The organism is Rhodococcus aetherivorans, assembly GCF_025722975.1.
GTDB lineage: Bacteria > Actinomycetota > Actinomycetes > Mycobacteriales > Mycobacteriaceae > Rhodococcus > Rhodococcus aetherivorans.
In genome coordinates this window covers 3,607,130-3,619,950 of sequence record NZ_CP106982.1, presented here as the reverse complement: position 1 = coordinate 3,619,950, position 12,821 = coordinate 3,607,130, and the positions used below count along the sequence as shown (strand labels likewise).

General features: G+C 70.2%; 14 protein-coding genes. 3 read left to right on the top strand and 11 right to left on the bottom strand.

All coding sequences use genetic code 11. The features are described from left to right. Positions 1-271 precede the first annotated feature (271 nt). Genes OCS65_RS16265 through OCS65_RS16245 form a run of 5 tightly spaced genes read right to left on the bottom strand, consistent with a single transcriptional unit; the run spans position 272 to position 5,212 of the window. Entirely contained in the window at positions 272-697 is a 426-nt protein-coding gene (locus tag OCS65_RS16265) for an ATP-binding protein (RefSeq protein ID WP_050035161.1), read from the bottom strand. Beyond that, complete coding sequence (locus tag OCS65_RS16260; RefSeq protein WP_006930645.1) at positions 687-1,025, bottom strand: STAS domain-containing protein; 339 nt, start codon at positions 1,023-1,025, stop codon at positions 687-689. Before OCS65_RS16260 ends, OCS65_RS16265 begins: the two co-directional genes overlap by 11 nt. Next, complete coding sequence (locus OCS65_RS16255; protein ID WP_161996717.1) at positions 1,022-2,986, bottom strand: glycosyltransferase; 1,965 nt, start codon at positions 2,984-2,986, stop codon at positions 1,022-1,024. The genes OCS65_RS16260 and OCS65_RS16255 overlap by 4 nt, the downstream gene beginning before the upstream one ends. Further along, positions 2,983-4,224, bottom strand: a complete 1,242-nt coding sequence (locus OCS65_RS16250) for a PP2C family protein-serine/threonine phosphatase (RefSeq protein ID WP_043798110.1) — start codon at positions 4,222-4,224, stop codon at positions 2,983-2,985. The genes OCS65_RS16255 and OCS65_RS16250 overlap by 4 nt, the downstream gene beginning before the upstream one ends. Before the next feature lies 1 nt (position 4,225). Then, complete coding sequence (locus OCS65_RS16245) at positions 4,226-5,212, bottom strand: glycoside hydrolase family 26 protein (RefSeq protein ID WP_006930651.1); 987 nt, start codon at positions 5,210-5,212, stop codon at positions 4,226-4,228. A 194-nt stretch (positions 5,213-5,406) separates the two neighbouring features. On the opposite strand from OCS65_RS16245, the gene OCS65_RS16240 reads away from it, so the two are divergent. Next, positions 5,407-7,227 (top strand): NAD(P)/FAD-dependent oxidoreductase, encoded by a 1,821-nt coding sequence (locus OCS65_RS16240; protein ID WP_263507293.1) that lies wholly within the window; start codon positions 5,407-5,409, stop codon positions 7,225-7,227. A gap of 107 nt (positions 7,228-7,334) precedes the next feature. Here the strand turns inward: OCS65_RS16240 and OCS65_RS16235 are convergent, their stop codons facing one another. Further along, positions 7,335-7,772, bottom strand: a complete 438-nt coding sequence (locus OCS65_RS16235; RefSeq protein WP_006930655.1) for an SRPBCC family protein — start codon at positions 7,770-7,772, stop codon at positions 7,335-7,337. A gap of 143 nt (positions 7,773-7,915) precedes the next feature. Here OCS65_RS16235 and OCS65_RS16230 point away from each other — a divergent pair, with 143 nt between their 5' ends. Next, positions 7,916-8,215 (top strand): protease inhibitor I42 family protein, encoded by a 300-nt coding sequence (locus OCS65_RS16230; protein WP_040271220.1) that lies wholly within the window; start codon positions 7,916-7,918, stop codon positions 8,213-8,215. Here OCS65_RS16230 and OCS65_RS16225 read toward each other — a convergent pair. Beyond that, positions 8,202-8,660, bottom strand: coding sequence for a hypothetical protein (locus OCS65_RS16225; RefSeq protein ID WP_006930659.1), 459 nt, complete (start codon positions 8,658-8,660; stop codon positions 8,202-8,204). The genes OCS65_RS16230 and OCS65_RS16225 overlap by 14 nt on opposite strands. 154 nt (positions 8,661-8,814) lie before the next feature. Between OCS65_RS16225 and OCS65_RS16220 the strand changes: the two genes are divergently transcribed. Then, positions 8,815-9,198 (top strand): VOC family protein, encoded by a 384-nt coding sequence (locus OCS65_RS16220; RefSeq protein ID WP_263507292.1) that lies wholly within the window; start codon positions 8,815-8,817, stop codon positions 9,196-9,198. A gap of 112 nt (positions 9,199-9,310) precedes the next feature. Here the strand turns inward: OCS65_RS16220 and OCS65_RS16215 are convergent, their stop codons facing one another. The 4 genes from OCS65_RS16215 to OCS65_RS16200 form a co-directional block, all read right to left on the bottom strand. Continuing rightward, positions 9,311-10,312, bottom strand: a complete 1,002-nt coding sequence (locus OCS65_RS16215) for a MerR family transcriptional regulator (RefSeq protein WP_263510373.1) — start codon at positions 10,310-10,312, stop codon at positions 9,311-9,313. Continuing rightward, positions 10,312-10,977: a HEAT repeat domain-containing protein gene (locus OCS65_RS16210; protein WP_065922596.1), complete on the bottom strand. Its 666-nt coding sequence runs from the start codon at positions 10,975-10,977 to the stop codon at positions 10,312-10,314. Before OCS65_RS16210 ends, OCS65_RS16215 begins: the two co-directional genes overlap by 1 nt. 189 nt (positions 10,978-11,166) lie before the next feature. Next, entirely contained in the window at positions 11,167-11,334 is a 168-nt protein-coding gene (locus OCS65_RS16205; protein ID WP_231772855.1) for a hypothetical protein, read from the bottom strand. Positions 11,335-11,570: 236 nt separating this feature from the next. Continuing rightward, positions 11,571-12,818 (bottom strand): amidohydrolase, encoded by a 1,248-nt coding sequence (locus OCS65_RS16200; protein ID WP_029543538.1) that lies wholly within the window; start codon positions 12,816-12,818, stop codon positions 11,571-11,573. Between the last annotated feature and the right edge of the window lie 3 nt (positions 12,819-12,821).

Genomic DNA, 12,821 nt, shown 5'->3' with positions numbered 1-12,821 from the left:
GAGTGTGATGTACCTCTCGACCGCCTGAGTCTGAGGTTCCCGCTCCGCCGCTGTAATAGACACATCGGCGAGCCGTCGATCCCGACGTTCGACGAAACGGCAGATGCGCGGCGCCGGCCTGGGCTTTTCCGGCGGTCCGAGCGGTCGCGTGGGAGTCGACTTAACGGGAAGTTAACGGGGGTGGTCCGGACAAAGTCGGCATCTCGGTCGCCGCGGCGAGGGCGGACGCCGGGCCGGTCGCGTGGCCGGCCCCGGGCGGACCGGTGCGCGGTTATGCCGGGTCGGCCCGTTCCCGCACGAGGATCCACCGGTTGCTGCCGCCTCGCCTGCGGTAGGACAACTCGTCCAGCGCCGCCAGGGCGATCGCCAGGCCCCGGCCCCGCTCGGCCATGTCCCCGGGCATCCGGACCGTCTCGAGGTCGACGCGCGCGGGCCGGCCGTCGTCGTGGAAGCAGGCCTCGATCCGGTCCGGGGACAGGCGCAGCTCCAGCCGCATCGTGACCGGAGCGCCGTCGCCTGCGTGCTCGACGATGTTGGCGGCGATCTCGGCCACCGCGATCTCGAACGGGAAGCGATCCTCGTCCTCCACCTGCCCCGCGCACATCATCTTCTCGATCAGCGCGTGCACGTCGGTGAGCGTGTCGGCGCCCGTGACGGTCGTCAGGGCCCAAGATCCCGCGCCGGGGTCAGTCGCCATCGAACGCGGCGTCCGCGGAGTCGTACGTGCGCAGCACGCGGTCGAGGCTCGTCAGCGACAGCACGCTGCGCACCTGCGCCGTGGGCGCCGCCAGCCGCAGGTCCCCGCCGGCCTGCCGGGCGGCCTTGAGCCCCGACACCAGCGCCCCGAGCCCCGACGAGTCGATGAACTCGGTGGCGCCGAGGTCGACGACGACGCGGGCGGACCCGCCCTCGACGAGGCCGCGCAGCTGTTCCCGCAGCCGCGGTGCGGCGACCATGTTCAGCCGGCCCTCGGGCCGGACCACCACCACGTCCGAGCCGGTGGTGCGGGTTGCGAAGTGCGTCATCGTCTTCCTTCCATGTCGGGCCCGCGGTAGCGGACCGCCGGTATCACCACACTCAGGATCGCCAGGTCGAACAGCACCCAGAACAGGTTGACGCCGACGCCCAGCACCGAGCTCGCGCCCAGATACAAGCGCACCACACCCACCACCGACGCGATCACCAGCAGCGCCATGGCCGCGATCTGGTACCGCACCTTGCCCCACGGGAGCGTGGCGCGGCCCTGCCGCGTCTTCGGGGTCACCGCGAAGTCGAGGGGCTTGTGCAGGTACACGTTGCGAAACGCCGTCCAGCACGCCTTGATCCACACCGGGAACAGCGCCAGGCTGTACTGCTGCCCCCGCCAGGTCGGGGTGCCCCGACCGACCACGAAGAACAGCAGCTGGTTCAACAGCAGGAACGGGATGAGCCGGCCGAAGAAGTCCCAGCTGTAGGCCTGCACGGGCAGCACTCCGAAGATCAGGTAGATCACCGGCGCGGCGATGTAGGCGACGGCCGCGAAACCCGCGAGGTAGCTCCACATCGTCGCCCAGTACATCAGCCGCTGCGGGATCGTCAATCCTCGCTGCACGAGCGGATTCTCCCGCAGCATCACCTGGATCGTGCCCTGCGCCCAGCGCAGCCGCTGGGTGAGCATCGTGCCCACGTCCTCCGGCGCGAGACCGTGCGCGAGCACCTCGTGGTGGTAGACCGACTTCCAGCCCATCCCGTGCAGGCGCATCGACGTGGCCATGTCCTCGGTCACCGAGATCGTTGCCAGCGCCAGCGTCGGTTCGGCCTCGTCGTCGCGGCTGACGTCGACGGCGCGGATCATCGTGCGGATCGACTCGAGCGCCCCGAGCGGCGACCACTCGCGGTCGGCGAGGCGCGACAGTGTCGTCTCGTCGAGCAGAACTCCGTCGGCGTCGGACCCGGGGGTGGCGGTCAGGGCGGCGATCGCCTCCAGGTCTGCGCGGATCGATCCGGCGTCCGCGTCGACCACGGCCCGCGCGGCCTCGTCCACGCTCTGCTGGAACCGGTAGGTCACCTCGGCGAGCGGCTGTCCCTGCCGGACGGCCGCGCGGGCCGTGCGCACGGCCACCCGCACCGAATCGAGGGCGGCGAGAACCTCCGGCTGGTTCGCACCGACCTCGGATCGGGCCCGGTCGAGCACCTTGCCGGCCGTGCGCAGCGCCCGCACCACGCCCTCCTCGACGGCACGGACGTAGCCGGTGATGCCCAGCTGCATCAGCGCCTCGCGGCGCAGGATCGCGTTCGAGCCGCAGAAGAAGGCGGCGTTCCAGCCGTCCTTGCCCTGCTGGATCGGGCCGTAGAACAGCGGGGCCTGGCTGCCCAGCGGATCGGAGTCCGGCACGTTGACGAAGTACTGCGGTGTCTGCACCAGGGCCGTCCGCTCATCCTCGAAGTAGCCGAGGGTGCGGTGCAGGATCTCCGGGTCGGGCACCTGGTCGGCGTCGAGGACGAGGATGAACTCGCCGTGCGTGTGCAGCAGGGCGTTGTTGAGGTTGCCCGCCTTGGCGTGCCGGGGCTTGTTCGTCCAGCTGGCCGCCCGCGTCATGTACCGGACCCCGAGTTCGGCTGCGGCGCGCTCCAATTCGGGCCGCTCCCCGTCGTCGAGGATCCATGTCTCGTGCGGATACCGGATGCGTGCCGCCGCCTCGGCGGTCCCGATCACCAGGTCGACCGGCTCGTTGTAGGTGGTGATGAAGACGTCGACGGTCAGCCCGTCCGGCGGGACCGGGGGCGCGGCCCGCCGGCGCCACCGCCACATCGTGAGCCCGAACAGCATCGAGTCGATCAGGCTGTACGTCTCGGCGACGACGAGTGGCACCGCGATCCACCACGCGGACCAGTTGACGGAGAACAGCCAGCGCCACACCACGTAGTTCACGCCGAGCAGCACCGTCGCGGTGATCAGGATCCGCAGGCCCGGCGACGGGTAGCGGTCCGCACCGGCCGCACTCATGCGTCCTCGCAGCGACGGACGGCGACGACGGTGACGTCGTCCATCGGTGGGTTGCCTTCGGCCAGCGCCCGCGCCGCCTCGGTCAGGTCGTGCGGCGTCGCATGGTCGGCCACGAACCGGTACAGGGCCTCCCGGTCGCTGTGCTCGTCGAGCAGGTCGAGCAGCCCGTCGGAGCAGATCACCAGCGTGTCACCGGGTTCGAGGCGCGTGCACTGCGCCTGCCACGATGTGTCGCGGAGCACGCCGACGGGTAGCCCGGTGCCGGCCAGCGGCACCACGGAGCCGTCGCGACGGCGGATCGCGGCCAGGCCGTGCCCGGCGTCGACGTAGTCCACCGACCCGGTGGCGAACTCGACGGCGGCATGGAACACGGTGACGAAGGTGCCGGTGTGTTCGCAGTCGTCCGTGAGGTTCTCGGCGGCGGCGCCGAGCGCGGCGCCCGTGTCCAGGACGCTGCACGCCTCGGCGTGGCTGAACCGCTCCATCACCCGGGACGCGCCGCGGAACGTGGAGCGCACCGCCGAGGACAGGATCGCCGCGCCGAGGCCCTTGCCCATCACGTCGGCGACGGTGACGACCAGCCCGCCGCGCAACCGGTAGTGGTCGTAGAAGTCGCCGCCGACCACGAACGCCGGAATGCACACGGCCTGCACCTCGAATCCGGGCAGCCCGGTCAACGGGCGCGGCAGCAGCTGGGCCTGCATCGCGGCGGCGCGATCGAGTTCGTCGGCGCGCTGCAGTTCCCGCTGCGCCCATTCGGCGAGTTCGGCGAACGCGTCGAGCTGGTCGGGGTCGAGTGTCCGCGGCTCGGTGTCGTAGATGCAGAACGTGCCGACGGGATGACCCGCGGGACCGTACAACGGGTAGCCCGCGTAGAAGCGGACGCCGTCGGCGCCGCCGACACCGGGAATGCCGGCGAACCGGGGGTCGGCGGAGGCGTCCTCCACGATCAGCGTCGGATCGCCGGGATGGTGGTAGGTGCGCGCAATCGTGGTCTTGCACATGCTCTCCTCGCGCGGCACCTGTACGAGGTCGAGCCCCTGGAGGGACTTGAACCAGAGCCGGTCCCGGTCGAGCAGTGCCACACTCGCCATGGGCACCCCGAACACGTGTCGGGCCATGCGGGTGATCTGCTCGAACCGGTCTTCTCGGGGCGTGTCGAGGATCTCCAGCCGTTCGAGGTCGCGGACCCGCTGGTCCTCGAGGTCGTCGGGGAGGTGCGAGGCGTCGGTCGTCATGTCAGCGCTGCCCCCTCTGCAGGGCTTCCGCCAGCGCGGCAGCCGCTTCCGGGGTGCTCGCCAGCCGCCAGTCGGTTTCCTTGTCGTGATCGAACCAGACGAACGCCGCCACATCCGTCCGGTCGTCGAGGAAGGAGATCAGGTCGCCGACCCAGTCCGGCTTCGACCCGCCGACGTCGGTGCTGCCCACCTCGGTGACCACGATCGGCTTGCCCGGCGCGATCCGGCCGAGCTCGTCGAGGGTCTCCTCGAACAGCTCCCGCGGCGACGTCCAGCGGCTCCACGGCTGCGTGGCGCCCCAGTTGTATCCGTCGGCCCCGACCACGTCGACATACTCCGCCCCCGGGTACAGGTCCGCGATCATGCTGCTGCCCTCGAACGAGACGTTCGGAGCCCACACCCATTTCACGTTGGCCACCCCTTTCGACGCGAACAACTCGTGCACGTGACGCCACGCGGCGACGTAGACGTGCGGCGGTGTCCCCCCGGCCGGACTCCAGGGGTACCAGGTCCCGTTCGGCTCGTGCGCGAAACGCAGGTAGACGGTCGAACCCCACGCGGCGAGCTCGTCGGCCCAGCGGTAGAGGTAGTCGTCGTGCACGCCCGCGGCGATCGACGCCATCGTGAACTCGCCGCGCTCGTACCGCCCGTCGCCGAGCCAGCGCCACGGCTCCCACGTGACGATCGGGTCGGCGCCCAGCCGCCGCACGGCGGCGAGCCCCGCGACGGGCGGCGGCGAGGCGAAGTCGGAGAACGACAGCACCACGGTCGGGGGAGTGCCCGCGATCTCGGCGACCCGTTCGAACTCGTCGACGGCGGTCGGGCCGCCGGGCGTGCTCACGCCGAATCGCAGGCACGCGCCGACCGGCTCGTGCAGCGGCGTGATCGCGGCGCCGCAGTCGATCGCCGGCGCGCATCCCACGGCGGTCGACACCGCGACGGCGAGGCCCGCCGCGACCGCCGCCGGGCGAGGATGTCCGTTTCTCACCGCTCCACCCTCGCATCCCGGGCGAACCGTCGCCGGGTTTGTGACGGTTCGTCCGGGATGCGAGCGGGGTCTATGCCGGACGTCCGGGTCCGTGCAGCGTTGTGCCGCAGGGTGCAACACGATGCAACGCTGGCCGCACCCACCTGCAGTGCGGTGTGCTCTGTATCACAACAGTTCAGGACGAGGAGCACGCAATGACCGACACACTGACCCCACCCGACGCCGCGATCACCGGACCGCAGGAGAGGGTCGACGCGTGGCTGGCCGACTTCGAGGCCGCCCTCGCCGCGCGCGACGTCGAGGCCGCCGCGGGCATGTTCGCCACCGACAGCTTCTGGCGCGACCTGGTCGCCTTCACCTGGAACCTCAAGACCGTCGAGGGCCGGGAAGGTGTCGCCGACATGCTCCGTGCGCGGCTGCACGACGCCGACCCCAGCGGGTTCCGCGCCACCGAGCCCCCCACCGAGGACGGCGGCGTCGTCAGCGCCTGGATCGCGTTCGAGACCGCTGTGGGCCGCGGCGTCGGGCACCTGCGGCTGAAGGACGAGGGTGCCTGGACCCTGCTCACCACGATGCAGGAGCTGAAGGGGCACGAGGAGAGCAAGGGTGTCCGCCGGCCCAAGGGCGTGCAGCACGGCGCCGACCGCAACCGCGTCACCTGGTCCGAGAAGCGCGAGGCCGAGGAGCGTGAACTCGGCTACACCACCCAGCCGTACGTCGTGATCGTCGGCGGCGGCCAGGGCGGCATCGCCCTGGGCGCCCGCCTGCGCCAGCTCGGCGTGCCCGCGCTCGTGCTCGACAAGCACGACCGGCCCGGCGACCAGTGGCGCGGCCGCTACAAGTCGCTGTGCCTGCACGATCCCGTCTGGTACGACCACCTGCCGTACATGCCGTTCCCCGAGAACTGGCCGGTGTTCGCGCCCAAGGACAAGATCGGTGACTGGCTCGAGATGTACACCAAGGTCATGGAGGTGCCCTACTGGTCCAAGACCACGTGCACCTCGGCGTCCTACGACGAGGCGACCGGCGAGTGGACCGTGAACGTGGTCCGCGACGGCGAACCCGTCGTGCTGAGGCCGAAGCAGCTGGTGCTCGCCACCGGCATGTCCGGCAAGCCCAACATCCCGACCTTCCCCGGCATGGACCGGTTCCGCGGGGACCAGCACCACTCCAGCCAGCATCCCGGGCCGGACGCGTATGCGGGCAAGAAGGCCGTGGTGATCGGCGCGAACAACTCGGCGCACGACATCTGCGCCGCGCTGTGGGAGGTCGGCGCCGACGTGACGATGGTGCAGCGCTCGTCCACGCACATCGTCAAATCCGACTCATTGATGGACCTCGGCCTCGGCGACCTGTACTCCGAGCGGGCCCTGGCCGCGGGGATGACGACGGCCAAGGCCGACCTGACGTTCGCGTCGCTGCCGTACCGGATCATGCACGAGTTCCAGATTCCCGTCTACAACGCGATCCGGGAGCGCGACGCCGACTTCTACGCCCGGCTCGAGAAGGCCGGGTTCATGCTCGACTTCGGGGACGACGGCTCCGGGTTGTTCATGAAGTACCTGCGCCGCGGGTCCGGCTACTACATCGACGTCGGTGCCGCCGAACTCGTCGCCGACGGCGAGATCAAGCTGGCCCACGGCGGCGTCCGCGAACTCACCGAGAACAGCGTGATCCTCGAGGACGGCACCGAGCTCGAGGCCGACCTGGTGGTCTACGCGACCGGCTACGGCTCGATGAACGGGTGGGCGGCGGACCTGATCGGCCAGGACGTCGCCGACAAGGTCGGCAAGTGCTGGGGCCTGGGGTCGGACACCACCAAGGACCCCGGCCCGTGGGAGGGCGAGCAGCGCAACATGTGGAAGCCCACCCGGCAGGAGGGCCTGTGGTTCCACGGCGGCAACCTGCACCAGTCGCGGCACTACTCGCTGTACCTGGCGTTGCAGCTCAAGGCCCGGCACGAGGGGATCCCGACGCCGGTGTACGGGCTACAGGAGGTCCACCACCTGAGCTGATCCGGGAAAGCGACGAGCCGCCGGCGCGCACGACGCGCCGGCGGCTCGGCGTGCCGAGACTGTGGGCGGGTGGCGTGCCGGACCTGGTGCCGGGTCGGGCTGCCGGGTCAGGCGTAGTGCCGCAGGACGAACTCGGTCAGACCCTTGCGGATCGTCTTCACCGCGTGCTTCTGGCCCTGCTTGAGCATGAAGCCCGGCACCGGGATCTTCGGGTCGGTGGACATCGTCACCCGCACGCGCGTCCCGCGTTCGGTGCGGGTCAGGCGGTACTCGCCGTCCTGGGAGTGCTGCATCTCGCTCTCGATCAGCGTCCACGAGGTGGACTCCTCGGTCCACTCGTGCTCGATCACCTGCGTGTCCGAGATGCCGAACAGTGCGAGCGTCATGCGCACGACGCGGGGCCGGCCGTCGTCGTGCCGCGATTCGACCTGCACGTCCTTGTGGGAGGACGACCACTCCGGGATGCGCTCGATGTCGGTCAACGCGCGCATCACCTGCTCGGGCGTCGCCTCGATCTCGAACTCGTCTGACACCGATGCGGCCATATGTGTTCCCACTCCCTGGTCGATTCCCATGTCGGTGGTCCGGGTACCCGCCTCGCGGACCCCCGACACGTGTTCCGACGAACGAGGCCCCCGGATCGCTCCCGATAGTGACATAGATCACAAAGCCGCCGTACTCTGGTCCAATGAGGCACGTGACGACCGGACCCCGGGACCTGCAGGTCGCCGTGGGCGACACCATCGAACTGCACCTGCCGGAGAACACCTCCCGCGACTACACCTGGTGCCCGACCCACATCGGCAAGGGTCTCCTGCTCAGCGACGTGCGATTCGTACCGTCCCGGAATCCGCTCCCCGGCGCCGGCAGCGAACGCATCCTCTACCTGCGCGCCAAGCGGCCCGGCACCTGGCCGGTGTCGCTCCAGTTGCAGCGGGCCGAGCACATGTCGGCGGACGAGCGGAGCATGACCGTCACCGTGACCTGACGGACCACTGCTCGTCGCCCCCGGCCGGTTGCGGTTCGCCCAGGCTCCGGCAGTGCGCCAGGTAGCGCCGTGCCCAGTAGTGCACCGGCCGATGGTCGCCGGCCGCGGTGAGTCGAGCCAGCGCCCGGGTGCGGTCCACCAGCTGCTCGTGCAGGACCCGTTCCAGCACCGCCACCCGGCGCCCGTCGCCGGACGTCGCAATCTGCTCCACGCAGCGACTCAGGCGCGCGGCCCGCGCCGACGGGCGCTCGGCCGGCGCGCCGCCATCCTGGAGGGCCTGCTCCAGAGCGTCCCGGTAGCCGAGCGCGTGCTCCAGATCGTCCGCGATCTCCCGCAGGCGCACCGGGTCGGCCGTGCGCTCCCGGCGCGCCGCCAAGATCTGGATCTGCGTCTGCGTCAACTGCAGCACCGCCCGGAGGTGGACGGTCAACGTGCTCTCGTGCATGGTTCTTCCTCGCTCGACCGGGCTGTCACGGTCGAGTACACCCGCATCCTCTTAGCGATGGCTTAGCGCCGATCGACCTCGATCGGGCGGGTCCACCAGTTCGCGGAGGCTACGCTGAAACCCGGTCGTTCCGGTCGCACAGGAGGCGAACGTCATGGCAGGACGCATCGTGCACTTCGAGCTCCCCTACGACAACGGTGACCGCGCCCGGTCCTTCTATCGCGACGCATTCGGATGGTCGCTCGCGGACGTCCCCGGCATGGACTACACCCTCGTCACCACCGGTCCCGTCGACGAGACCGGCACCTCCACCGAACCCGGGTACATCAACGGGGGCATGTTCCGACGCGACGAGTTGAAGAGTCCCGTCGTGACCGTCGACGTCGAGGACATCGACGCCGCGCTGCAGAGGATCGAATCCCTCGGCGGGAAGACGGTGACGGGGCGAATGCCCGTCGGCGACATGGGATTCGCAGCGTACTTCGCCGACACCGAGGGCAACGTGATCGGGTTGTGGGAGTCGAGGCGCGGCGTGTAGCGGCCGCGTCGGGGGCTGTTCGACGTCGACTGTGAACGCACCCTGCGAGGAGGGCCGGGGCGGATCGACTCGGCCCGTGCACCCCGCGGGGTGCTGGGCGCACCTCAGCCGTTCACGGTGACTCGCGCCTGTCCAGGATCACGGACGCGGTCGTTGCGACCACCCGGTCGGGGTGGTCGGTCAGTGCGATGAGGACGTCCCGTGCCGCAGGTCCGGGGATCTCGGCGAGTGCCTGCGTCACGCGCAGGCGTGCAGGTGCGTCGAGCGAGCCGTCGAGCACCTCCTGCACGGCGCGGACAACGTCGACCGTGGACCCCGATGCGCCGGCCAGGATGCCCAGAACCTCGGCGGCTTCGACGTCGGCCCGGCCCTCGACGACCATCTCCAGCAGGATCGGCACGGCCTCCCCGGCACCCTGGGAGCCGAGGGCCACGGCGGCGCGGTCGCGGACGGTGACGTCGCTGTCGTCGAGAGCCTTCGACAGCAGCGCGGTCGCGGCTGGGACGTGCACCTCCGCGACAGCAGCGATCGTCCTCCGCCGGACGTCGACGTCTGCCGAGTCCAACCCGGCAGCCAACTCCGCCAGCCCCGCAGCCCCTGCCCTCGCCAACGACCAGCGCAGCGCCCCGGCGACGTTCGGGTCGTCCTCTGCGAGTGCTGCCTCGGCCAGAGCCTCGACGGGCAGCGCCGCGTTCTCGTGCTGCGACAGGACGGCCTGTTGACGGCGGGACCCGGACTCCGATTCGAACGCGTGTAGCAGTGTGACGATGCGCAGGACGTCCTCCCACGCTTCCGGCGCGGCCGAGTCGACCCGCTCGAGTCGTGCAAGCAGCTCCGTCTCGGCAGCGATCCGCGCCCGGGTGTGCCGGATCAGGTCGTGCACCAACTCGGCGGGGGCGAAATCGAGTTCGTCCAGCGCGCGTTTGGTTTCGTGCAGCGACAAGCCCAGACTCCTGAGGCTCTCCACATGGAAGAGGCGACGGATGTCGTCGGTGGTGTACTCGCGGTAGCCGCCGGAGGTGCGACCCGTCGGCGTCACCAGACCCAGGGCGTCGTAGTGGCGCAGCATGCGGGTGCTGACACCGGAACGTCGCGAGACCTCACCGATCAACATCACGTCACTTCCCGGTCCGGTGCGGTGGCGGCGACACGTTTCGCCAGCTCCAGCGACAGTGTGAACCCGCTGTCGGGATCGAGGCGGAGCCGTTCGGTAGCTTCCGCATGCGCCCGGACGCCGGGGTCGGAGCTCACCATGGCCGCTTCCAGGACCGGCGTCGCCGCCTCGTCGAGCATCGCCAGTGCACGGCTGAGGCTGAGTTGCAGGTCGTGGTCGCCTCGGCCGAGTGCGGTCCCCAGAGCCGCGGCGAGCCGGCCCTCGCTGCCGGCCGGCACGAGCGTGACAGCCGCCCGCCAGGCACTGCGGGCAACGTCGTCGTCCCCGTCGTGCAGCATCGTCGACACCGCAGGCCAGGCCTTCCGATCGCCGATCTTGGACAGCGTGTGCAGGGCCTGACTGCGGGCCTGCGCGCTGCCGGAGCCGAGTTCCTCGAGCAGTCTCGGCACGGTGACGTCGGCCGGGAGCCGGCACAGCGCCCACGTCAGCATGTCGCGGACGAAGAAGTCCGGTTCGACGCCGCACCGGCCGACGAGGATGGTCGTGAGCCGCACGTCGGCGAGGGTGCCGGCCTCGAGCGCCGACCGCAGCCGAGTTGCCGGATCGGCACTGACGAGGGCGGCGACGAGGCGAGCATCCGGCTCGCCGTGGCTGGCTGTGTTCATGGGATACACCTCCTTCGTCGACCATTCGAGCGCTTGTCACAGTGTGAAGGTCAAGTGATGCTCGCCGTCGGCGCAGCGCCTGGCGTCACGATCCGCGCGCACCGACGAAAGCATCTCCCTCGGCCGCATCCGTCGTGCGGGGAATCGGCGCTGTTCGAGGGGCCGTCCGGCCCCGGATTCACCGCTCGTTCACGCGGCGTGCCAGGTGGGGGCGCCCGACTGCAGCGTGATACTTGCCCCGTCGATGGTGACGGTAGCGGTGATCGCGTCCGCAGCGGTCTGCACCGGCAGCAGGTCGGTGTGGGCTTTGCGGTGCCGGGGGCGCCGGTCGTCTCGTTGCGCCAGTGAACCGTGCACGGGCAGTAGTCGAAGTCCATGGTCCACCCGCGAAGCGGCGGGGTGCTCGGATCGGTGCGCAGGTACACCGCCGCATTGATCAGGGGGTGATGTTGCCGGCCGAGCCGGTGTTGCCGGTCACCAGACCCAAGTCACTTGACGTAAGGTCGCTTGTCGTCCAGCAACTCGGTATGGGTCGATGCGGTGCAGCCGGTAGCGGGTGATTGCGGACGCATCGAGACCGGTGCTGCGGACGGTCAGTGAGTCGACGGCAGCCACGTCCGGGCAGCGGTCACCAACGCGGCGACCCCGATCGGCAGCGTTGGTTCGATTACAGGGGCGTAGTGGGGTGAATGGTTGGACGGCACGGTGAGCAGCGCGGGATCGGTCATGTCACCGGTGGTGAAGAGCGACGGGTCGGCGCCGCCGAGAAGCCAGTAGGACAGCGGCGCCCCGGCGCTGGTCGCGAGAATGCCGACGTCCTCGCTTCCGGCGCCGGCTCCCGGGTCGAGAATGTTGTCCTGCCCCAGCCAGGTCGCGAAGGCCTCGAGGCTCGTGCGCAACGCGTCCGCGTCGTTGGTGACGACCGGAAAGCGCTCGATCTCGGTGATGGTCGGGTCCTCCGGCGCGCCGGCCGTGGCAGCTTCGCCGCGCACGATGCGTTCGACACTGTCGAGGATGCGGCGGCGCACGGCGGTGTCGTAACTGCGGATGTTCAACTGGATCTCGGCGTGCCCGGGAATCACGTTCGCGGCGTCACCGGCATGGATCGACCCGACGGTGAGCACCGCGGTCGCGGTACTCGGAATCTCCCGGGAAACGACGGTCTGCAGACGCAACACCGTGGCGGCGGCCAACACGATGGGATCGACCGACGCCTCCGGCATCGATCCGTGCGCGCCCCTTCCGACGAGCCGCACCCGCAGAGAATCCGAGCCCGCGTACGACGGGCCGGGATGTCCGGCGATCTTGCCGGCCGGCAGGGGCGCCACGTGCTGACCGAGCACGACGTCCGGCTTCGGGAATCTGTCGAACAGCCCGTCGTCCACCACGGCCTGCGCACCCGCGCCCAGCTCCTCGGCGGGCTGGAACACCAGCAGTAGGGTGCCGGTCCAGCCGGACCGGTCGGCAGCGAGAATTCGGGCCGCGCCCAGCAGACAGGTGGTGTGCAGGTCGTGGCCGCACGCATGAGCGACCGGCACCGTGCCGCCGTGCTCGTCGGTGGCCGTGGCGGTGCTGGCGTAGTCGAGCCCGGTGTCCTCCCGGACGGGAAGGGCGTCCATGTCCGCCCGCAGCAGCGCGGTCGGCCCCGGCCCGTTCTTCAGGACGCCGACTACGCCGGTCTTCCCTACGCCGGTGGTGACCTCGAATCCCGATGCCCTCAGCCGGTCGGCCACGATCGCGGCAGTGCGGTGTTCTCGGAATCCGAGCTCGGGATGCCGGTGCAGGTCCTTGTACAGATCGACGAGTGCCGGATCGATCGTGATACCGCCGGGTGTGGTCATGGT

What these genes read in the sequence shown, in the direction of transcription:
- OCS65_RS16265 (WP_050035161.1), bottom strand. Translation starts at nt 697, where the DNA reads ATGGCGACTGACCCCGGCGCGGGATCTTGGGCCCTGACGACCGTCACG.
- OCS65_RS16260 (WP_006930645.1), bottom strand. Translation starts at nt 1,025, where the DNA reads ATGACGCACTTCGCAACCCGCACCACCGGCTCGGACGTGGTGGTGGTC.
- OCS65_RS16255 (WP_161996717.1), bottom strand. Translation starts at nt 2,986, where the DNA reads ATGAGTGCGGCCGGTGCGGACCGCTACCCGTCGCCGGGCCTGCGGATC.
- OCS65_RS16250 (WP_043798110.1), bottom strand. Translation starts at nt 4,224, where the DNA reads ATGACGACCGACGCCTCGCACCTCCCCGACGACCTCGAGGACCAGCGG.
- OCS65_RS16240 (WP_263507293.1), top strand. Translation starts at nt 5,407, where the DNA reads ATGACCGACACACTGACCCCACCCGACGCCGCGATCACCGGACCGCAG.
- OCS65_RS16235 (WP_006930655.1), bottom strand. Translation starts at nt 7,772, where the DNA reads ATGGCCGCATCGGTGTCAGACGAGTTCGAGATCGAGGCGACGCCCGAG.
- OCS65_RS16230 (WP_040271220.1), top strand. Translation starts at nt 7,916, where the DNA reads ATGAGGCACGTGACGACCGGACCCCGGGACCTGCAGGTCGCCGTGGGC.
- OCS65_RS16225 (WP_006930659.1), bottom strand. Translation starts at nt 8,660, where the DNA reads ATGCACGAGAGCACGTTGACCGTCCACCTCCGGGCGGTGCTGCAGTTG.
- OCS65_RS16220 (WP_263507292.1), top strand. Translation starts at nt 8,815, where the DNA reads ATGGCAGGACGCATCGTGCACTTCGAGCTCCCCTACGACAACGGTGAC.
- OCS65_RS16215 (WP_263510373.1), bottom strand. Translation starts at nt 10,312, where the DNA reads ATGTTGATCGGTGAGGTCTCGCGACGTTCCGGTGTCAGCACCCGCATG.
- OCS65_RS16210 (WP_065922596.1), bottom strand. Translation starts at nt 10,977, where the DNA reads ATGAACACAGCCAGCCACGGCGAGCCGGATGCTCGCCTCGTCGCCGCC.
- OCS65_RS16200 (WP_029543538.1), bottom strand. Translation starts at nt 12,818, where the DNA reads ATGACCACACCCGGCGGTATCACGATCGATCCGGCACTCGTCGATCTG.